This is a genomic window from Plantactinospora sp. CA-294935, assembly GCF_050936445.1.
In the GTDB taxonomy this organism is placed as follows: Bacteria; Actinomycetota; Actinomycetes; order Mycobacteriales; family Micromonosporaceae; genus Plantactinospora.
Genome location: NZ_JBNJMU010000001.1, coordinates 10,287,197 through 10,306,742 on the forward strand (window position 1 = coordinate 10,287,197; position 19,546 = coordinate 10,306,742).

Sequence of the window (19,546 nt, forward strand, 5' to 3'; positions counted from 1 at the left end):
GGACGCCGCATCCGGAACAGTGCGGCACCCGTACCCGATTCCGGTGCGGTGGTGCCGCGCGCCGCGCCGGCCGTGCCGCACGATCAGGTGCGGCATGGCCAGCGCGGCGCGATCGATCAGCTGTGCCGGTTGCGCCGGCGGCGCGGCTCGCCGCCACCGCCCTCGCCGCCACCTTCGCCACCCTCGCGGTCGCCCCGGCTCGGGCCACGGTCGCCCCGGTCCCGGTCGCTGCGGTCACGCGGGCCACGGTCGCCCCGGTCCCGGCCGGCCGGACGCTCGCCGCCGGCCGGCTGGTCCGGTGCCTCCTCGCCCTCGGGCCGCACCTTGTCCAGGTAGATCTTGCCGCGGGCGTCGATGTCGGCGATCTGCACCTCGACCTTGTCGCCGACGTTGAGGAAGTCCTCGACCCGCTCGACCCGCTTGCCGTCGCCCACCTTCGAGATGTGCAGCAGGCCGTCCCGGCCGGGCAGCAACGAGATGAACGCCCCGAACGCGGCGGTCTTGACCACCGTACCGAGGAACTTGTCCCCGACCTTCGGCAGCGTCGGGTTCGCGATCGCGTTGATCCGCTCGACCGCGGCCTCGGCCGACGGGCCGTTGGTCGCGCCGACGTAGATGGTGCCGTCGTCCTCGATCGAGATCTCGGCACCGGTCTCGTCCTGGATGGCGTTGATGGTCTGGCCCTTCGGCCCGATCACCATGCCGATCTTGTCGACCGGGATCTTCACCGTGGTCACCCGCGGCGCGTAGTCCGACATCGTGGCCGGGCCCTCGATCGCGTTCTGCATCACGCCGAGAATGACCTGCCGTGCCTCGTACGCCTGCTGCAGCGCCGCCGCCAGCACGTCGGACGGGATGCCGTCGAGCTTGGTGTCGAGCTGGAGCGCGGTGACGAAGTCCCTGGTGCCGGCGACCTTGAAGTCCATGTCGCCGAAGGCGTCCTCGGCGCCGAGGATGTCGGTCAGCGTGACGTACTGCGTCTTGCCGTCGACCTCGTCGGAGATCAGGCCCATCGCGATCCCGGCCACCGGCGCCTTCAGCGGCACACCGGCGCTCAGCAGCGCCAGGGTGGAGGCGCAGACCGACCCCATCGAGGTCGAACCGTTCGAGCCGAGCGCCTCGGAGACCTGGCGGATCGCGTACGGGAACTCCTCGCGGCTGGGCAGCACCGGGATCAGCGCCCGCTCGGCCAGCGCGCCGTGCCCGATCTCGCGCCGCTTCGGCGCACCGACCCGGCCGGTCTCACCGGTCGAGTACGGCGGGAAGTTGTAGTTGTGCATGTAGCGCTTGGTCTTCTCCGGAGAGAGGGTGTCCAGCGCCTGCTCCATCCGGAGCATGTTCAGCGTGGTGACGCCGAGGATCTGCGTCTCGCCGCGCTCGAAGAGCGCCGAGCCGTGCACCCGGGGCAGCACCGCGATCTCGGCGGTCAGCGGCCGGATGTCGCGCACACCGCGGCCGTCCATCCGGACCTGGTCGCGGAGCACCCTGGCCCGTACCTCGGACTTGTTCAGCGAACGGAAGGCCGCGCTGAGCTCCTTTTCCCGACCCTCGTAGCTCGGGGCGAGCTGCTCGACGACCCGGTCCTTGATCCGCTCCAGCGCCTCTTCGCGCTCCGCCTTGCCGGCGATCTTCAGCGCCTCGGCGACCTCGCCGCGCGCCACCCCGGCGACCGCCTCGTAGACGTCGTCGGTGTAGTCGAGGAAGACCGGGAAGTCGGCGACCGGCTTGGCCGCGACCTCGGCCAGCTCGCTCTGCGCCCGGCACAGCTCCCGGATGGCCGGCTTGGCGGCCTCCAGACCGCTCGCCACGACCTCCTCGGTCGGCGCCGGGGCACCACCGGCGACCAGCGCCACGGTGTGCTCGGTGGCCTCCGCCTCGACCATCATGATCGCGACGTCGCCGTCCGGCAGGGCGCGGCCGGCGACCACCATGTCGAAGGTGGCCCGGGCCAGCTCCTCGATGGTCGGGAAGGCGACCCACTGGCCGTCGACGTGCGCCATCCGGGTCGCCCCGATCGGGCCGGAGAACGGCAGGCCGGAGAGCTTGGTGGAGAGCGACGCGGCGTTGATCGCCACGACGTCGTACGGGTGCTGCGGGTCGAGCGCCAGCACGGTCTCGACGACCTGGACCTCGTTACGCAGTCCCTTGACGAAGGACGGGCGCAGCGGCCGGTCGATCAGCCGGCAGGTGAGGATGGCGTCCTCGCTGGGCCGCCCCTCGCGGCGGAAGAACGAGCCGGGGATCCGGCCCGCCGCGTACATCCGCTCCTCGACGTCGACGGTGAGCGGGAAGAAGTCGAACTGCTCCTTCGGGTGCTTGCTCGCGGTGGTCGCGGAGAGGACCACGGTCTCGCCGAGCTGGGCGAGGACGGAGCCGGCGGCCTGTCGGGCCAGCCTTCCGGCGGAGAAGGTGATCTCGCGGGTGCCGAAGGACCCGTTGTCGATCACGGCGGTGCGGTGCTGGGTGCCCAGCGTGCTGCTGTTGGGGTTGGTCGTTTCGGTCATGGTGCGGTAGCACTCCTTCGATCGGGGGCCCGCGACTGCCCTCCGCGCCGGTATCCACCGGTGCGAGACCGTGGCCAGAGGAGCTGCCCAGACAACCGGTCTTCGATCGAAGCGCCCGGGGCGCCGGGAGTGCCGGCCGGCCCGGGGGCCACTACCGAGGACCGGTGCGTCGACCGGCTCCCCATCGGGTGGTCGCGCTGGCCCCTGGTTACGGGTGTGGCGAGGTGGGCGGGTGGAGCGGCTGCCCGTCGGTGCCGTCGGCGACGTCGTCTCGCCGGGACGGCACCGGGACGGCCGCTCCCCCGCTCAGCTCACCGCCGCAGACCGAGTCGCTCGATGAGCGACCGGTAGCGGCTGATGTCCTTCTTCTGCATGTAGTTGAGCAGCCGTCGACGGCGACCCACCAGCAGCAGCAGACCACGACGGCTGTGGTGGTCGTGCTTGTGCACCTTGAGGTGCTCGGTGAGGTCGGCGATCCGCTTGGTCAGCACCGCCACCTGCACCTCGGGCGAACCGGTGTCACCCTCGGCGGTCGCGTACTCCTGGCGGATCTTGGCCTTGCTTTCCTGGTCGAGCGCCATGTCTCCCTGTTCCTGGATTGTCGTCTCCGCCCGGGCCGGTCGGTGGACCGGGCCGGGGCGACCCCGCACCCGCGGCGTCGTGCAGGCACGCGAGGCCACGTCGGTAACCCGACGTCCTCGTCAGGTTACCAGCCTGCTCCGGTCCGGCCGAGTCAAGGGCACGCCCGACCTGGGCGAGCCGCCCGACCGGGGGAGTCTGCCCTGGTCAGAGCGGTCGGCCTTCCGGACGGGGAGTGCCGGCTCCCCGGCCCGTCAGCCGAGTACCTGGCGGGTCTGCTCGACGTCGGCCCGGATCTGCGCCACCAGCGGCTCGATGCCGTCGTAGCTGCGCATCTCCCGCAGGTACGCCACGAAGTCCAGGGCGAGGCGTTCCCCGTACAGATCGCCCGAGAAGTCCAGCACGTACGCCTCGACCCGGCGCTCCCGCCCAGAGAATGTCGGATTTGTGCCAATCGACACGGCGGCGGGGAGCCGCTCGGCGCCCTGTCCCGCCCGGCCGCCCCGCCGGATCAGCCAGGCCGCGTAGATGCCGTCCGCCGGCACCGCCGCGTACCGGTGGCAGAGCAGGTTGGCGGTCGGGAACCCGATCTCCCGCCCCCGCTGGTCGCCCCGGACCACCACACCCTCCACCCGGTGCGGCCGGCCCAGCGCCGCCGCCGCGGCGGTCACGTCACCGGCGGCGACGCAGGCCCGGATGTAGGTGGACGAGAAGACCGTGTCCGCGTCGGCGACCAGCGGCGCTCCCTCCACGCCGAAGCCGAAGGTGCGGCCAAGCCGCTCCAGCAGCGCCACGTCGCCGGCCGCCCGGTGGCCGAACCGGAAGTTCTCCCCCACCACCACCAGCGCGGCGTGCAACTGCTCGACCAGTACGTCGTGCACGAACGCCTCCGGCGACAGCCGGGAGAAGTCCGGGGTGAACGGCACCACGCAGAGTACGTCCACCCCGAGTGCCTCGATCAGCTCCGCCTTGCGGGCTGGTTCGGTCAGAACCGCCGGGTGTGAACCGGCCCGGACCACCTCGGCCGGGTGCGGGTCGAAGGTGACCACCACCGACTGCACGCCCATGTCCCGGGCGCGCTTCACGGCGTGCCCGATGATCGCCTGGTGTCCCTGGTGTATCCCGTCGAAGACCCCGATCGTGACCACCGACCGGCCCCAGCCGACCGGCGCCCCGTGGTACCCCCGCCACCGCTGCATGCTGGTCCCCTTTTCCCTTCCTTACCTGCCCTGCCCTGCGCCTTGCCTGTCCTGCCTCCGCTGCCCCTTCGCCGCCTCCGCCGCCCCTTCGCCGCGCCGTCAGGCCGGGGCGAGCACGATCTCCGCCCGGGCCCGGCCGTCCCGGTCGCTGACGATAGCGATCAGCCCGCCCGCCGGATCGAAGACCGCGTACGGCCCGGTGATGCCGGCCGGGTCGAGCGGGCCGCCGTGCGAGAGCACCTTCGCCTCGTCGGCGCTGGCCTGGCGCTGCGGGAAGAACCGCCGGGCCGCCGCCTCGACGGTCAGGTTGACCACCTCCGGGGCGCGTTCCTCCAGCTCCGGCAGGGTCGCCGCCTCGGAGAGGGTGAACCCGCCCACGGCGGTACGCCGCAGCGCGGTCAGGTGCCCGCCGACCCCGAGCGCGGTGCCGAGGTCCCGGGCCAGCGCCCGGATGTACGTCCCGGACGAGCAGTCCACCGCCACGTCCACGTCCAGCACGGCCGCCCCGTCGACGGTGTCCCGACGAAAGTCGCGCACGTCGAAGCGGGAGACGGTGACCCGACGCGCGGCCAACTCGACCGCCTCGCCGTCGCGTACTCGCTTATAGGCCCGCTGTCCGTCGATCTTGATCGCGCTGACCGCGCTCGGCACCTGGTCGATCTCGCCGGTCAGCGGCAGCACCGCGGCGCGTACCGCCTCCTCGGTGACCCCGGCGGCGTCGGCGGTGCCGACCACCTCGCCCTCCGCGTCATCGGTCACCGTCGACTGGCCGAGCCGGATCGTCGCGGTGTAGCTCTTGCCGGCCCCGATCACGTACGTCAGCAACCGGGTCGCCCTGCCGACCCCGATCACCAACACCCCGGTGGCCATCGGATCCAGCGTGCCGCCGTGCCCGACCCGGCGGGTCCGGGCCAGCCGGCGGATCCGGGCCACCACGTCGTGCGACGTCATGCCGCCGGGCTTGTCGACCACGATCAGACCGTCACTGCTCACGGGATACCAGCGTGCCAGAGGCCGGCGGCGAACCGTCGGCGGGCATCGGCGCGTGGCGCCGGGCACGGCGCCAGCGGGACCCGCCGAATATCACGTACCGGGCCAGCGGGACCCGCCGAATATCACGTACCGCGTCAGCGGGACGCGCCGAGTACCGCCCAGCGGCCGGAGCGCATCCGGAGCAGCAGTCCGACCAGCCGGGCCACGATGAAGAGGGTGAGCCCGGCCCAGATGCCGCCGAGGCCGAGATCGAGGGCGAAGGTGACCCAGATCGCCGGCAGGAAGACCCCGAACCCGCTGACCACGGTCAGGTTGCGCAGGAACCGGACGTCACCGGCGCCGATCAGCACCCCGTCGAGCGCGAAGACGACACCGGCCAGCGGCTGCATCCCGACGAACCACGGCCAGGCGACCATTGCCTGCTCGCGTACCTGCGGATCGTCGCTGAACCAGCTCGGCACGATCCCGGCACCGGCGCCGATGATGATCGCGAAGGCGACGCCGCTGATGCCGCCGTAGATCGCGATCCGCCGGCCCAGCAGCCGGGCGCTGGCCCCGTCGCCGGCCCCGAGCGCCGCCCCGACCAGCGCCTGGGCGGCGATGGCCAGCGCGTCGAGCAGCAGCGCGGTGAAGAACCAGAGTTGCAGGGCGATCTGGTGTGCCCCGACGGCGGCCACCCCGAACCGGGCCGCCACGGTGGTCGCGGAGAGGAAACTGGCCTGGAAGGCGGCGCCCCGGATCAGCAGGTCCCGGCTGAGCACGAGTTGCCGGCCGATCACCCGGGGCCGGGGCGCCAGCGGCACCCGCTCGGCGACCAGCGCGGCCACGAAGAGCACCCCGGAGAGGGTCTGCGCGACCGCGTTCGCGATCGCCGAGCCGGCCAGGCCGAGCCCGGCCGGATAGACCAGCAGCGGGCAGAGCAGCGCGGAGAGCAGGTTCGGCCCGAGCACGAACCAGAGCGGCCGGCGGGTGTCCTGCACGCCGCGCATCCAACCGTTGCCGGCCGCCGCGAGCAGCAGCCCGGGGGCGCCGATCGCCGCGATCCGCAGCCAAAGTGCCGCGCCGTCGGCCACCTCGGGGACGCCACCACCCGCGACGGTACGCGCCAGCGGGCCGGCCGCGAACTGCATGGCGACCGCCAGCAGCAGGCCGGCGGCGAGGGCGAGCCAGGACGACTGGACGCCCTCGGCGACGGCGGCGGCCCGGTCGCCGTACCCGAACCGGCGGGCCGCCCGCCCGGTGGTGCCGTACGCGGTGACGGTGCCGATCCAGACGACCAGGGTCATCACCGGGCCGCCGACGGCGAGCGCGGCGAGCGGCACCGACCCGAGGTGCCCGAGCACGGCGGTGTCGACCAGCACGTAGAGCGGCTCGGCGGCCAGCACCACCAGCGCGGGCAGGGCAAGTCCGAGGATCCGCCGCGCGGACGCGTCGACCGCTCTCGACGTCGGGACGGCCTCCGGCGGCGGGGCGGCCTGCGAGGTGGGGACGGTGGGCTGGCTCATCGCGAACGATCCTGGCACGACAGTTGTAAGGAACGCAAGGCTACCCGACGCTTACCATTCCTGGCCGGGGGACCTTCCGGGCCGCGTTGTCGAGCTGCCCCGTCCGTGCGCCCATCCCCTGGGACCGACCGCGCCGCACTGGCCCGATCAGCGACCAGTGCCTATGCTCCGGAACCGTGTCGAACCACGGTGGGGGGCCGGGAGCGGGCCGATCGGGACTGGCTGCCCGACTGTTGGCGGTGCCACTGCGCTGGTTGGGGCTCGGCACCGGGGTGGCCGGGCTCGCCGCCTCGGGCCTGTTCGGCGGCTTGGAGACGGTGGCCAAGCCCGACGTACCGACGGTCGCGGTCGGCAAGGCGGTCGACGGCGGGCCGTGGAGCGTCACGGTGACCGGCGGCCGGCTGGTCGGCAAGCTGCCGACGCTCTACCTCCGCGACGGCAAGCGCTGGTTCACGGTATTGGCGACGATCGAGAACACCGCCGACGAGAGCCGTGCCGACTTCGACGACGCGATCCGGCTGAGCGGTGTGGCCGGGATCGCCGAGGAGCGGCCGAGCCAGGTCCGGCTGGTACGCGACGGGAGCAAGCCGACCTACCTCAATCCCGGCCTGCCCGAACGGCTCGCGTTCCTCTGGGAGCAGGACGACAGCACCCCCGCGCCGAAGAGCGTGAAGGTGCAGGTCTGGGGGACGACGCGCCGCCTCGACACCATCGGTGACACCTGGGAGTGGCTCGACCCCGAGCGCCGGGCCGAGGTCGAGGTGCCGGTGCAGGACCGGAGGGCCGGATGACCGTACCGGCCCAGCACCCGGATCCGGACTCCGTCGGCAGTCACCGGGCGCCGCCCGGCCGCGTGCAGCGGATGAGCCTCCGGGCCGGTGCCGGCACCCTGATCCTGGCGGCGCTGGCCGTGGGCGGGGCCATCGCCAACTGGCGGCCGATCAACGGCGGCGGTGCCGAGGCCCGTGAGCGGCCGTTCGTCCAGGCGGGCAGGTTCGGCGAGACGGTGTCGACCCGGGTCTTCGACGCGACCGTGCTGGACGCCCGCGGCGCCGCGAAGGTGTCCAACGGCGGCCAGTCGTACGACACGGCGGGAGTCTGGATCGTCCTGCGGGTCCGCCTGGCGACCCGGGACAAGGCGACGAGCATCGGGTACGCGGCCCTGCGCGACCAGCGGGACCGGGAGTTCCGGGCCACGACCCGGTTCACCCAGTCGCTGGTCGGTGCCGCCCGGGTCCTCCAGCCGGGGATACCCGTCGAGGGTGACCTCGCCTTCGAGGTACCCCGGGACGCGGCGACCCGGCTTTCCGCGTACTTCGCCCAGCAGCAGATCGACATCCGGATGGACGACCTGGCCGAGGTGCCGCTGCCCACGGTGGACCGGTCGCGGGTCGACGAGTGGGCCGATGCTCCGGCACCGGTACCGCTGGCAAGCGCGCGGGCGGTGGCGCCGTGACCCAGCCACCGCCGGTCCCGTCCGGTCAGGGCCTCGACGCACTCGCCCCGGCACCGCCCGTACCGCCCCGGCGGGACCCACTCGCCCCACCCCCGCCGTGGACCGGCCCGCCGACGGTGATCCTGCGGTACGCCGAGGTCGAGACGGCGGTACTGCCCGTGGTCGAGCCCGGTCCGCCACCGGCCGCCGCCCCCACCACGGAACCGCCCCGCCCACCCGCCGCTCCGTCGCCCAGCCCCACCGCATCACCGGCCGCCACCACGCCGCCGCCCAGCCCCGCCGCGCCGCCGAATGCTGCGGCCGTCCCTCCGCCAGCCCCCGCTGACGCCGCCCCGGGGGCCGCGAGCCCGTTCTCGGAGCCCGTGACCACCGCACCGGCTGCTCCCGGCGACTCGGGCACCGGACAGGTCGGCTGGTGGCGGCGTAACCGATGGGGTCTGCTGGCCCTGTTGCCAGCCCTCGTCCTGGCCCTCGGACCGGGCGTCAAGGACGGCTACGAGCGCTATTCCCGGGCGGAGTACCTCGAACCGGTCGGTGTCGGAGCCGACGGGTGGGTGGAGTTCTCCGGTGCCCGGATCCGCCTGGTCGAGCTGGTCGAGGCGCCCTCGGTACCGGCGCGCGGCAGCCGGCCGGTCGCCCTGCCGGAGGGCGTACGCGTCTGGCGGGCGACGCTGGTGTTCGAGCTTTCCACCCCGGAGGCGCTGATCGGCTGCCTGCCCTATCTCGAGGACGGCGACGGGCGGCTGTTCAGCGCGAACCCGCCGGAGTTGAGCGGTGCGCGGCTGCCGGTCACCCGATGTGTCGCGGACGACCCGGCACAGCGGTCGGTGCAGGCGGAGGCGTACTTCCTGCTGCCCCGCCCGGCCGCCCCGGTCGCACTGCGCATCGTCAAGGCGACCCAGCGGCCGCGCTACGCCCGGCTGCCGGTCGGCTGATCCCCGGCGGGCTGATCTCCTGCCGACGTCTCGGCGGTCGACGTCCCGGTGGTGGATGCCGAGGGCGGCGGCTGGATCCGCAGCACCCGGTCGACGGCGGCGCCGAGCAGGCAGGCCAGCAGCACGGTGCCGACCGCGTCGTTGAGCAGTGTCAGCTGCCCGGAGAGCGGCATCCAGATCGACTCGAGGTCCTGCCCGCCGATGATCATCCGCTCCGCCTCCCACAGCCACTCCCGGGCGGTCTGGGCCAGCAGGAAGGCCAGGCAGAAGAAGAGCATCGGGGCCAGGCCGGCCCGCGCCATCAGCCGCAGGCTGTGCACCATCGGCCCGAACCGCTCGCGGAGGTCGGCGCCGAGGTTCGCACCGACCGCGCGTACCGGTCGGGGCAGGGCCCGCCAACGCCGGGCGGCCCGTTCCACCAGGTCGGCCTCGGACGGCGGAGGTGGGGTGAGCCGGTGGCCGTAGACGACCGCGCCGACCGCCAGCCAGGCCAGCGGTACGACGATGGCCACCTGCACCGATCCGGCCGCACCGACCAGGAACGCCCCGGCGGCCCGGACCGGACCGGACAGCGGCCCGAGTTGGTCGACCAGCGCGTTCCAGGCGTCCAGCAGCCAGACCACGATCCGGCGCTCCTGCAGCCATTGCAGCAGCGGGTCCTGTGCCTGCGCGACCGTGGTGGCGACGACGGAGATCCAGATGACCTCGACGTAGGCGCCGGGGATGCCGAGCCAGCCCATCCGGGAGCGCTCCTGCCACTTGCCGAGCAGCCAGCGCAGCACCACCGCGACGGCCACCACCGCCAGGACCGTGCCGGTGAGGTCGAGCGGCATGCGACGGTCCGCGTTCTCGGCGACCTGGCCGGGATCGGTGAAGATGGCGGCGTCGGCGAGGTAGGTGTCGACGAAGACCTTGTAGAGGTAGTCGGTGAGATCCTCCTGGAGGTATCCCCAGGAGGCGTATACGGCGAGGAACGGCACGAGCGCACTGCCCAGGTGGTCGAGGAGTGTCTTGCGGCGCGGCGGGCGACCGCCGGTGTCACCCGCCGGCCAGATCCCCACCTCCCCTGCCTCTGCCACTCCCGCCGCCTCGGTCGTTCCGATGTCCGGCGCCTCGGTCGAGTCGATGTCCGCCGTCTCGGTCGTCGCGGCCGAGAGCCACGGCAGGGACGGGCGCAGGGCGCGCAGCATCAACACCAGCGCGGTCAGGGTGGCGATCGGTCCCAGGACGACGACCAGCATCCCCAGCACACCGTTGATCTTGCTGACCTGCACCGCGCCGAGTACGACGAACTCCCGGGCCGCCGCGCCGGCGAAGTAGAGCGCGAACAGCACCGGCCAGTGCCGGACCAGCAACCGCAGCGAGGTGCCGACTACGGCGACGGCCTCCAGCAGCGCCGCGCCGAGCGTACGACGTCGGCGCGGCGCACGGGTCCACATTGGTGGAACCGGCACCGTCCCGTCCGAGCCCCCGATCACGGGCCACAGGGTACCGCCGGAGGAGGCGGCGCGAGGGGACGGTACGAGCGGGCTCAACCCGAGTGCAGGCCGAGTTCGGTGAGTGCGGCGGGCAGGGTCGACGCAGTGGTCAGGTGCCGGACGCCGTCCCGCTCGCGCAGGTGGAGCTGGCAGGTGACGCCGTCGAAGTGCACGGCGACCGGCTGTCCCGGGTGGTGCCGGGCGAGTTGCCGGACCAGCGGTACCGAATCGTCCACTGTGATTGGTCGTGGCGCCTGCGGTACCCGGATCGGCAAGGTCGGATCGTCGGGCACGCTGCGCAGGACCATCAGGTCGAGGTATTCGAGGCAGAACGCGATCGCGGCCTCCGGGGTGTTCCGGGTGGGTGGCGCGGCGGGGTCGACCGGCAACCCCGGCAGGCCGACGGTGACCTCCCAACTGTCGCCCTGGACGAGGCGCGGGTCTCCGGCGTTGCGGCTGTGATCGGTGGCCGTGACGGTGAGCGCCAGCCCCAGACCGACGGCGAGCCGGACGAGTTCGGCCAGGGTCGGCACCTCGGGCCGGGTGGCGCCGACGAGCAGGCGGGCACCGGGCTGCCCTCCGACGGCCCGATGCAGATAGCAGGTGAGCGGGTCCGCCCCGACGTCGGGCAGCGTGACGACGCCGTCCCGGAGATTCTGGTCGAGGCTGGCAGCACCGTCGAGTTCGGTCAGGTCCTCCGGGCGTACCCCGAAGTTGCCGGCCCAGCTGCCCAGCCGGTAGGTGTCGGGGAGTTGGTGCACCGGCCGGCCGCCGGGTTGGCTGGCGACCAGCGGCGCCGGCACCGGTTGGCCGGGCCGCCAGGTCAGGTGTACGACCCGACCGTCCAGGTCGGTGACGGTGACGTTCACCCCATGGTGAATCCGGCGGGTGCCCTGGCAGGTCCGGCAGGGCATCGGCGACGGGCTGCGGCCGGAACCGGCGCAGGCCCGGCAGTCGGGGTCGGCGGGCCGACCGGCCAGTGTGCAGGAACAGGCGCGGAGTCGACTGTGCGGGTCGCAGTCGCGGCACTCGACGTACCCGATGGCCAGGCCCTGCCAGGACGGTGCCGGCGGCTGCCACCCACGCCGCAGCCTGACCGCCTGGTGGCACGTGATCTGGCCGGTGCTCCGCTCGACGAACGTCTCGGTGGTGCCGGCGATCCACAGGCTGGTGTGCCACCAGCGGCCGTCCCGCCAGATCGCCTGCGCGCCGGCCGTCGGCGTGCCGGTGGCCAGGTCGGTGCAGTCGGCGACGATCCGGCGTTCGATCTGGTCGAGGTCGACACGCGGCGTTTCCGGAGGCGGCCGGTCGCGCCCGGTCAGGTAGTGCGCGGGGGCGGCTCGACCGCGCTCCCGCAGGACGTGCCTCGACCACCAGGTCGAGATAGAGCAGGTCGGCCAGTCGGCACCAGCGGCCCAGGTCGGCGGCGAGATCCCGGGGCGGGTCGGCGGCGGTGCTGCCGAGCAGGACGTGCCACGGCTGGTGGCTCTGGGTCGCGATCGCCTCCGCCTCCAGGGCGCGGCGGGTCGGCTCCGGCAGGCTCGGCCGCCACTGTCGGGGCAGGAACACCACCGGCCCGTCCGGCCTCCCGTCCGGCGTCCGCACGTCCCGCCACGAGCCGGCACCGACCGTCGCCGTTAGCTCCCTGACCAGCGGTGCCAGCGGCAGGTGCCACCCTCCACCGCCGGGCCACGGCACCGGCTCCACTACCCCGGGTACGACGTTCGCCGACGCCACCGCCCCGGTGTCCACGTTCGCCACGCTGATCACGAGCTGGGCACGACGCCGGCCGGTCTGCCCGCACCCGTGGCAGGGCCGGGCCACCGTGCCGACGCCCTGACAGAGCGCACAGTTCCGGTACGGCTCGCCGGCCGAGGTCCGGTCGTCCTCGATCAGGAGCCGGTTTCCACCCCGGACACAGGAGCACTGGTCGAGGGTGAAGGTCACGCCGCCGCAGCTCCGACAGACCACGACCGGGACCCCGCTCACCGGCCCGACTCCACCACCGCGCAGGGGCACCTCGTGATCGGCCCGCAGCACGCACCGGCGACCACCAGCGAGGAGCCGGTCGCAGAACAGTCGGGACTGCACCCCCTGGTCGTCCTCTGCCGACACCGTCGCCTCGGCCGCGTCCACCTCCGGCAGCCGGCCGACGGCACGGGCGAGCATCCGGGCGTACTGCCGGGCCTCGGTCTGGTCGGGTGCGGCGAACGGCACGTGTACGACGTACCGGTTCGGGCTCGGCTCGGCCATCAGCGGCTCGCCATCTCGGGCGATGAGGGCACCTGTCGGGACTGCCGGCGGCGCAACGCGTCCTTGATCTGGGCGTTCTGATCCCGGGTACCCACCAGCTCGGCATATGCCCAGACCAGGTCACCGGCCATCCGGTCCAGGACCGTCGCCACCTCGGCAGGATCGACTCCACACCGACCGAACCGGACCGGGGTGAACCGGCGAGCCCGCACCTGCGACGGCCACATCGGCCGGTACGGCGCCGACCGGTAACCGGCGCCCGGCGACCTCGGTGTTCGGCAACCACCTCTCGACAGCCGGCGCGGCGAAAGACGCACGACCTCACCAACCTCTCGTCAACTCAACAGGACGTGGACGGCCCATCGCCTCGGCCACAGCGGTGGACACGAGAGCAGGACCGATCCCGAGGTCGGGACGGACAACCCGTACGCGCTGGCCGCCCCGACCGGGAGGCGAACGCCCCGCGTGCCATGCAAGGAGCGTTCGCGACCAAACTCAGGCGCAGTAGGCGCCTATGTCAACGAATGCTTGTCGGGATCTCGCTCTTCGTGATCAAATCGGGGTGCCATGCAAGGAGCGCCCACATGCCTACACAGCCGGACTACGTTCGGATTTCAAACGCCTATGCGACCGCCATCGTCGAAGGGCGGCTGAAGCCCGGAGACAAGCTGCCCACGATCGCCGAGATGACGGAGCGGTATTCCGTCGGAGCAACGACGATCAAGATGGTGCTTGTACGCCTCGAAGCTCGGCGTCTCGTACGTCGCCACCAAGGCAAGGGGACGTTCGTCGAACCCAGCGACAAGTGGCTGCTTCCCGAGGACGATGACGACCCAAGCGTGGAAATCTAGGAAAGCTGACAGCTGGCCCGTGCCGCCCGCTCCGTTCGGGGTCTGCAACCAGAACATCTCATCAGGCCGCCGCCGTAGTGGTTGCAGTGCCGGGCAGTACGTAATCGGACGGGTTACCACAGGGAGATGCGTGGTCAGGCCGAACTATCAGCGTGTCGCCGACAACCTGCGCGAACAGATCAAGTCTGGAGTGCTGGGTCCCGGCGACCAACTGCCGTCCACAGCCCAACTGCAAGCCAAGTACGCCGTCGGCAACAACGCGGTACACATGGCGATCGTCCTCCTCAAGTCCGAGGGTCTGGTCTACGGCCATCAGGGCAAGGGAGTCTTCGTAACCAAGTCGGAGTAGCTAACCCGACAACCTGTCGGACGGCGACCCGTCGGGGCTGCGCCATCCACCCCTCTCGGATAGTGTTCGGTCGACCACGCAACTGTGACGGCGAACGAGGCCCACCTGTGCTGGTGGAGCGGCGCCGGTAACCGGGGAGGATCGCGATGGCCAGCATTGAGGAAGTCAAAGCCGCACTTGCTCAGGCTGCTGACCAGGGCAACAGCACCCTCAATCAGATCCGCTCCGCCATCGAGAACACCGAACAGGTCCTCGCCCGGCTCCGATCCGTTGCCGCCGGCACCGGCCACCCGAAGATCGCCGAGGCCATCAACCGTGCCGAGCAGACCAGGCGGCGTCTCACGGAGGCCGCGACCATGATCCAGGGCAGCGCCGCCGCAGCCCGCGAATACGCCACCGTCCTCGGCTGATTCCATCGGCTCGGCAAGCGACTCGGGACAAGCCAGATGGACATCACTCGGGTCAAGGCAACCATCGGACAAGGCGAACGGGCAGCCAAAGATTGCAGTGCCTTGATGCAGGGGGTCCAGGGTCGGGCCGAAGAAGCACGCTCCTTAGCCGCCGGGACCGCCCACGACACTGAACCTTTTTCAACCTCCCCTTGCGGTCCGTCGGAGCGCGAGGTCGGACGCGGTGTGTGAGCGCCGCGCGGTTCAGGTTGAAAAAGGTTCAGTGCACACGGGGAGATCGAGGCGGGCATGGCGAGGCTCAAAGAGGCGTTGCGAGAATCGTCGCGGGTAACCGAACTACTGCGATCTGGCGCGGAATCCGCGCACAACTACACGTCGAGGCTCTGATGGCCGACACCTCCGTCGGTGATGTCGTGGCGGGGTTCCGCACCGTCATTGGGATGATCGACGAGGTCGCGGCCACTGCCAAGCGCGCAGAGGAGGAAGCCAGGCAGGCTCCGGGAAGTTGCTCGGCCGGACCGCAGCTGTCCGCCCGGCCGCGATCATCGGATTCGCCTTCAATCTCGCCGTACAGCGCCGGTTCGGGCAGAACAAGGACCTGGACGACATCATCAGATTCGTCGCGGAGACCCGGACCTTCCTCTCCGAGGGCCGTGACCTCCCGGCGAAGGAGGCCGAGGCGCTGATCTGCGCCACGCTCGACATGGATTCACCCGGAGTGGCGGAGACTGTCGACCGTCTTGACGTCGGCACCATCACCGAGATCGAGGGGCAACTACTGTTCAAGCTCGTCTCCGACGAGAATCTGTCTCGACAGGAACTGGACGACTTCTTGCTTCAGGCCGAAGCGCTCGCCGCGCAGTGGCAGAACCAGGCGTAACGGCCGGTACCACACTCCTGGTTGCCTTGTTCAAGAGCCCGGAACGGCTCACACCTGAGCGCGGTTCTCTCACTACTCCGGGCCGCTGCACGCGCCCGGCAGCCACTCGTCCGGCCCGATGGAGGCGCGGAGCCGTTCGAGATCGGCCAACAGGGAGCCGAGCCGGTCCGGATCGTGCAGAAACTCCAGTACGGCGTGCTGGAACGCGTTCGCCAGCGCGCTCGGCATCACGTCCGAGGCGTCCAGGCACAGCGGACGCTGGCTCGCCGTCAGCGTCTCCGCGACCCTTTCGCTCACCTCGGGCCGTCGGTCCGGCCGGTTGGCGAACGCCGGCTCGTCCGGGGCGCTCGGCCGCACCTCCCGGTTGACCGAGAAGAAGCTGCCGGCGCTGCTGTCCTGCCAGATCCGCTGGGCCTGGTCCGTGGCCAGGAACTCGACCAGGCGCCGGGCCACCGGCTTGTCGCTGAACAGGCCGGCGAAGTCGGCCGACACCACCGAGCCGTCCCGGCCTTCCGCGCCGGGGTCCGCCCCGCCAAAGGTCGGGAAGGGAAAGTAGTCCGCGCCTCGGACATCCGCCGCCTGGATGACACCGCCCGGCTCGTCGTCGGGGTAGCCCGCCCGCATGCCGATCACGAACGATGCCTGGTGTTCGAGGAGACAACCGGGCTGCCTGGTGAACATCGGCTTGCCTGCGTCGGTGAACTCGGTCAACAGGGCTGCGGCGCTACCGCCCCGGACCATCCCCGGATGGTCGACCAGCCGCCCCCACTCCATCCAGGCCGCCCGTACCTCCGGTGAGTTCCAGCCGAGCCGACCGGCCGACCAGGCGTCGTAGGTGGCCGCACCGGAGCGGTGCAGCAGGATGTCCTCTATCCAGTCCGTCCCCGGCCACCCGGAGCCCGGGGTGGCACTCATACCCAGACACCACGGCGTCCTCCCCGCCGCCGCCAGTGACCGGCTGGTCTCGACCAGCACCTCCCAGCTCCGCGGCGGTCCCACCGGGCCGAACGGCGCCCGTTCCGGCAGGTACCAGACGAGGCTTTTCAGGTCGGCCTTGATCGGCACCACGTCCAGCCCGCCGCCCGCGTTCAGTTGGGCCAGCCTGCGCCACTGCGGACTCATCGACGACGCGGGGTCGCCGTCGAGCGGTCGGAGCACTCCCCGTCGGAGGTACGCCGCCATCTCGCTCAGGGTCGGCAGCACCGCGACGTCCGGCGCGGTGCCCTTCTGCACCTCGGCGAGAAGAATCTGGCGTACGGCCCGGGTGCCCCGGTAGTCGACCTCGACGCCGTACCGGTCGGTGAACGCGTCCAGCACGGCCCGGAAGCTCTCCTCCTCGGCGCCGGTCCAGGAGGCGAGCACCGTCACCGACTCCTCGTCGCGCTGTCCCAGGCAGCCGCCCAGGCCCAACCCGACGACCAACACCGGCAACAGGGCCAGCACGGCAAGCTTGCGTCGCATGGAGAGTCTCATCTCGACCGGTACCGGTATTCCTCGATGCGTGGCCGCAGCCCCCACCAGACGAAGAGCGCGATCGGCGACGCCAGCAGCAGTACGACGAACGCGCCGGAGGTCGCGCCGGTGGCCAACGCCGCCTGGTCGTCGACCTCCTCAGCGCGGCGCAGCACGTCGCGGTCTGCCATCGGCCTCGCGGACACGGCCGGAGACGGCGGCGCGGCCGGAGACCGGGCTCCGGGGCCGCGGAACACGTCGCTGCTCACCTCGCATCCGTCCGCCCGCGAGCAGAAGCCCGCGAGGAGTCCGTCGAGCGCAGTGATGCCCTCGTGATTGGCTCCGGCGGCCTGCTCCGCCGACAGCCGGCGGACCTCCGACAGCTCCGCGTGGGCGTCGGCGAGCTGCTCCTTCGAAACCAGCGCGAACGACGTACCGACGGCGAGCGCGACGAGCAGCACCGTGGCGGCGACGAGGCCCCAGTTGACCGCCCGGCGGAACCGTCGGCGGAGGAAGAGCTGCGCACGGACGAGCAGGTACAGCAGGAGCAGCGCCGGCAGCACCCAGACCAGCGTCGTACCGGGGGCCAGCCACCCGGACGAGAGCCGCGCCTCCAGCGTCTCGGTCTCCGCCGCCAGCAGTGTGTCGAGCTGGGCGAGGATTCCGCCGTCGGAGTGCAGCAGCCGGGAGGCGTACCAGGCGTAGGCGGTGGCCAGGCCACTCGGCCCGCTCTGCCGGTAGTGCGCGTCCGCCCGCCCCATCAGGCCGATGTACGTGACCAGCAGCCCTTCCACGACCTGGATCTGCCGGCTGCTGGTGTCGCCGGAGCCGATGTCCTCGGCGGCCTGCGCCAGGCTCTGGCTGGCGGCGGCGATCTGGTTCTGGTATTCCTCGCCCGGCCCGACGAGTCCGGCCTGCCGGGTCTGGAAGCTGGTGATCGCCGCGGTGTCGGCCCGGACCAGGGCGGTACGCACCGCGGCCAGCTCCATCACCGCGGGCAGGCTCCGGGTGCGTACCGTCTCTGCCGTGCGGTGGGTGCCCCAGACCACGGCGAGCGAGCTGGTCAGCACCAGCACGGTCGCGCCGAGCAGGCAGCCGAGCAGCCGCAGCAGCGTACGCCGGGTCGTGCTCGGCCGCACCGGACTGCTCGTCGCCAGCTCCGCCGTCATCAGGTCCCCTCGCCACCGGCCGCCGGCTCGCGGAACGGGCGGCGGCACGCGTCGCACACCATGGCCTCCGGCGGCGAGATCCGCCCGCAGGGACAGACCTGGTCGGCGGCACCGGTCCCCGGCGCCGGCTCGGGTGCCAGCGGAGACTGCGGCGAGGGCCGGGGCCGGCGGGCGGCCCACGGTGGCTCCACGCCCCCGACCATCACCGAGCTGACCGCGACCCGCAGCAGTGCACTCCTGGTCCAGTCCGCCTTCAGCCGTACCGGCCGGTCGGAGTCGCCGGTGATCTCCACCAGACCGGCCAGCCGGTGCAGTACCTCGGTGTTGCCGAGCCGCTCCGCCAGCCCGACGGCGAGCCCGAGCTGCGCCTCGGCGGTCTGCCGGTCCCCGGCCTCCAGGGCGTCGCAGCCGGCGGCCACGGCGTCGCCCAGTTCCTCCTGCCCCAGGTGCCGCGCGACCAGCGGCTCGATCCGGGTCGGCGCCACCGGGTCGTCCGTCCAGCGCAGCACGATCGGCCATGGGTCGGCGCACCGCTCGCCCGCCATCAGCAGGTCCACCCGGGCCGCCCGGACCTCCTCCTCCAGCGGCGGACGGTCACCGTTCGACCCGTAGCCGATCGCCAGGTCCACCAGGAAGTCGCGGCTCTCGTCGCCGGTCCAGGAGCCGGTGTAGAACTCGGTGGTCCGGTCGTCCAGCACGGTCGCGTGCTCGGTGAGGTCGGCCAGCGTCGGGGTCTCCTGGCGTACCGACCGGACCCGTACGCCGGGGGCGGTGGTGAGCCGGATCCGCAGGTCGGCCACCTGCTTGCCCATCGCTCTGTCCATGATGGACCGGAAGTCGGCGACCAGCTCGTCGACCTGCCCGATCGCCTCGGCCGTGCCGCGCAGCACCGAGGCGATCCGCAGCAACTGCCGGTGGTCCCAGTCCTCGCCGATGCCCCGGGCGTCGCAGACGAAGTTGCCCGCGCAGCCGGTCAGCACCTCTTCGAGCTGTTCCGGAGTCTCGTGCTCGTTGCGGCCGTCGGTCAGCAGGATGACGTGCCGCACCAGATCCGGGTACGGCGCCAGCAGTTGGTCCGCCAGCCGCAGCCAGCCCCCCATCGCGGTACCGCCGCCGGCGTAGAGGTGCCCGGTGGCCCGCTTCGCCGCCGCCCTGGTGCTGTCGCTGGCGACCGCCGTCGTCGCTCGTTCGGGGTAGACCATCCGGGCGGTGTCGGTGCCGGCGACGATGGCGAAGCTGCTGCCGTCCCGGATGGTGTCGATCGCCGCCCGGGTGGCCTGCTTCGCCGCCGTCATCTTGGCCTGCGGATAGCCCATCGAACTGGAGCAGTCGACCAGCACCACCACCCCGGCCGAACTCGGCGCCGGCGCCGCCTCGGCCGGGGACCGCGCCGTCACCCTGAGCACGACCGCCATCCCGGTGTCCGAGGTCGACCGGTACGGGTTCTGCACGACCTCCAGCCCGAAGGCGTGTGGCGGGCCGCCCCCGCCGGGTCCTGGCGTCACACCGGCACCTCCCATCGGATCGTCAGCA

The 19,546-nt window shown here is 72.2% G+C and carries 19 protein-coding genes; 8 read left to right on the top strand and 11 right to left on the bottom strand.

Annotated features, from left to right (window positions below; genetic code table 11):
* Positions 1 to 116: 116 nt before the first annotated feature.
* The 5 genes from ACQEVC_RS44580 to ACQEVC_RS44600 form a co-directional block, all read right to left on the bottom strand.
* Entirely contained in the window at positions 117 to 2,504 is a 2,388-nt protein-coding gene (locus ACQEVC_RS44580) for a polyribonucleotide nucleotidyltransferase (RefSeq protein ID WP_432890604.1), read from the bottom strand.
* Between the two features lie 311 nt (positions 2,505 to 2,815).
* On the bottom strand, positions 2,816 to 3,085 hold the full coding sequence (gene rpsO / locus ACQEVC_RS44585) for a 30S ribosomal protein S15 (RefSeq protein ID WP_101370399.1): 270 nt from the start codon (positions 3,083 to 3,085) through the stop codon (positions 2,816 to 2,818).
* 252 nt (positions 3,086 to 3,337) lie between these two features.
* Positions 3,338 to 4,282, bottom strand: a complete 945-nt coding sequence (locus ACQEVC_RS44590; protein WP_432890608.1) for a bifunctional riboflavin kinase/FAD synthetase — start codon at positions 4,280 to 4,282, stop codon at positions 3,338 to 3,340.
* Positions 4,283 to 4,381: 99 nt separating this feature from the next.
* A complete protein-coding gene (gene truB, locus ACQEVC_RS44595; RefSeq protein ID WP_432890611.1) occupies positions 4,382 to 5,275 on the bottom strand; it encodes a tRNA pseudouridine(55) synthase TruB in 894 nt (297 codons plus the stop codon).
* Positions 5,276 to 5,409: 134 nt separating this feature from the next.
* Positions 5,410 to 6,780, bottom strand: coding sequence for an MATE family efflux transporter (locus tag ACQEVC_RS44600; RefSeq protein WP_432890614.1), 1,371 nt, complete (start codon positions 6,778 to 6,780; stop codon positions 5,410 to 5,412).
* A 239-nt stretch (positions 6,781 to 7,019) separates the two neighbouring features.
* Between ACQEVC_RS44600 and ACQEVC_RS44605 the strand changes: the two genes are divergently transcribed.
* From ACQEVC_RS44605 to ACQEVC_RS44615, 3 genes are read left to right on the top strand one after another with little or no spacing between them, the layout of a single operon-like run.
* Positions 7,020 to 7,571: a hypothetical protein gene (locus tag ACQEVC_RS44605; RefSeq protein ID WP_432890617.1), complete on the top strand. Its 552-nt coding sequence runs from the start codon at positions 7,020 to 7,022 to the stop codon at positions 7,569 to 7,571.
* A complete protein-coding gene (locus tag ACQEVC_RS44610) occupies positions 7,568 to 8,236 on the top strand; it encodes a hypothetical protein (protein ID WP_432890620.1) in 669 nt (222 codons plus the stop codon). Before ACQEVC_RS44605 ends, ACQEVC_RS44610 begins: the two co-directional genes overlap by 4 nt.
* Entirely contained in the window at positions 8,233 to 9,171 is a 939-nt protein-coding gene (locus ACQEVC_RS44615) for a hypothetical protein (protein WP_432890623.1), read from the top strand. The genes ACQEVC_RS44610 and ACQEVC_RS44615 overlap by 4 nt, the downstream gene beginning before the upstream one ends.
* Here ACQEVC_RS44615 and ACQEVC_RS44620 read toward each other — a convergent pair.
* Both ACQEVC_RS44620 and ACQEVC_RS44625 read right to left on the bottom strand, forming a co-directional pair.
* Positions 9,147 to 10,649: a hypothetical protein gene (locus ACQEVC_RS44620; protein ID WP_432890626.1), complete on the bottom strand. Its 1,503-nt coding sequence runs from the start codon at positions 10,647 to 10,649 to the stop codon at positions 9,147 to 9,149. The genes ACQEVC_RS44615 and ACQEVC_RS44620 overlap by 25 nt on opposite strands.
* Positions 10,650 to 10,702: 53 nt before the next feature.
* Positions 10,703 to 11,518, bottom strand: a complete 816-nt coding sequence (locus ACQEVC_RS44625) for a hypothetical protein (RefSeq protein ID WP_432890628.1) — start codon at positions 11,516 to 11,518, stop codon at positions 10,703 to 10,705.
* Positions 11,519 to 11,537: 19 nt separating this feature from the next.
* Between ACQEVC_RS44625 and ACQEVC_RS44630 the strand changes: the two genes are divergently transcribed.
* A complete protein-coding gene (locus ACQEVC_RS44630; RefSeq protein WP_432890630.1) occupies positions 11,538 to 11,975 on the top strand; it encodes a hypothetical protein in 438 nt (145 codons plus the stop codon).
* Between the two features lie 926 nt (positions 11,976 to 12,901).
* Here ACQEVC_RS44630 and ACQEVC_RS44635 read toward each other — a convergent pair.
* Positions 12,902 to 13,054 (bottom strand): hypothetical protein, encoded by a 153-nt coding sequence (locus tag ACQEVC_RS44635; protein ID WP_432890633.1) that lies wholly within the window; start codon positions 13,052 to 13,054, stop codon positions 12,902 to 12,904.
* 432 nt (positions 13,055 to 13,486) lie between these two features.
* On the opposite strand from ACQEVC_RS44635, the gene ACQEVC_RS44640 reads away from it, so the two are divergent.
* The 4 genes from ACQEVC_RS44640 (at position 13,487) to ACQEVC_RS44655 (ending at position 15,392) form a co-directional block, all read left to right on the top strand.
* Positions 13,487 to 13,753 carry a winged helix-turn-helix domain-containing protein gene (locus ACQEVC_RS44640; protein WP_432890636.1) on the top strand — a complete coding sequence of 89 codons (267 nt, stop codon included), beginning with the start codon at positions 13,487 to 13,489 and terminating at the stop codon, positions 13,751 to 13,753.
* Positions 13,754 to 13,883: 130 nt separating this feature from the next.
* Positions 13,884 to 14,102, top strand: coding sequence for a winged helix-turn-helix domain-containing protein (locus tag ACQEVC_RS44645; RefSeq protein WP_432890639.1), 219 nt, complete (start codon positions 13,884 to 13,886; stop codon positions 14,100 to 14,102).
* 146 nt (positions 14,103 to 14,248) lie between these two features.
* Complete coding sequence (locus tag ACQEVC_RS44650; RefSeq protein WP_432890641.1) at positions 14,249 to 14,512, top strand: hypothetical protein; 264 nt, start codon at positions 14,249 to 14,251, stop codon at positions 14,510 to 14,512.
* Positions 14,513 to 15,017: 505 nt separating this feature from the next.
* Entirely contained in the window at positions 15,018 to 15,392 is a 375-nt protein-coding gene (locus ACQEVC_RS44655; RefSeq protein WP_432890644.1) for a hypothetical protein, read from the top strand.
* A 72-nt stretch (positions 15,393 to 15,464) separates the two neighbouring features.
* Here the strand turns inward: ACQEVC_RS44655 and ACQEVC_RS44660 are convergent, their stop codons facing one another.
* The 3 genes from ACQEVC_RS44660 to ACQEVC_RS44670 are packed head-to-tail and all read right to left on the bottom strand — an operon-like array spanning position 15,465 to position 19,518.
* Entirely contained in the window at positions 15,465 to 16,853 is a 1,389-nt protein-coding gene (locus ACQEVC_RS44660; RefSeq protein WP_432890646.1) for an ABC transporter substrate-binding protein, read from the bottom strand.
* A gap of 8 nt (positions 16,854 to 16,861) precedes the next feature.
* Positions 16,862 to 18,013, bottom strand: coding sequence for a hypothetical protein (locus ACQEVC_RS44665; protein ID WP_432890648.1), 1,152 nt, complete (start codon positions 18,011 to 18,013; stop codon positions 16,862 to 16,864).
* Positions 18,013 to 19,518, bottom strand: coding sequence for a vWA domain-containing protein (locus ACQEVC_RS44670; protein ID WP_432890651.1), 1,506 nt, complete (start codon positions 19,516 to 19,518; stop codon positions 18,013 to 18,015). Before ACQEVC_RS44670 ends, ACQEVC_RS44665 begins: the two co-directional genes overlap by 1 nt.
* Between the last annotated feature and the right edge of the window lie 28 nt (positions 19,519 to 19,546).

Excerpts from the sequence above, each read along its gene's own strand:
- ACQEVC_RS44640 (WP_432890636.1), top strand. The coding sequence starts at position 13,487 with ATGCCTACACAGCCGGACTACGTTCGGATTTCAAACGCCTATGCGACC.
- rpsO (WP_101370399.1), bottom strand. The coding sequence starts at position 3,085 with ATGGCGCTCGACCAGGAAAGCAAGGCCAAGATCCGCCAGGAGTACGCG.
- ACQEVC_RS44665 (WP_432890648.1), bottom strand. The coding sequence starts at position 18,013 with ATGACGGCGGAGCTGGCGACGAGCAGTCCGGTGCGGCCGAGCACGACC.
- ACQEVC_RS44610 (WP_432890620.1), top strand. The coding sequence starts at position 7,568 with ATGACCGTACCGGCCCAGCACCCGGATCCGGACTCCGTCGGCAGTCAC.
- ACQEVC_RS44600 (WP_432890614.1), bottom strand. The coding sequence starts at position 6,780 with ATGAGCCAGCCCACCGTCCCCACCTCGCAGGCCGCCCCGCCGCCGGAG.
- ACQEVC_RS44660 (WP_432890646.1), bottom strand. The coding sequence starts at position 16,853 with ATGCGACGCAAGCTTGCCGTGCTGGCCCTGTTGCCGGTGTTGGTCGTC.
- ACQEVC_RS44590 (WP_432890608.1), bottom strand. The coding sequence starts at position 4,282 with ATGCAGCGGTGGCGGGGGTACCACGGGGCGCCGGTCGGCTGGGGCCGG.
- ACQEVC_RS44650 (WP_432890641.1), top strand. The coding sequence starts at position 14,249 with ATGGCCAGCATTGAGGAAGTCAAAGCCGCACTTGCTCAGGCTGCTGAC.
- ACQEVC_RS44580 (WP_432890604.1), bottom strand. The coding sequence starts at position 2,504 with ATGACCGAAACGACCAACCCCAACAGCAGCACGCTGGGCACCCAGCAC.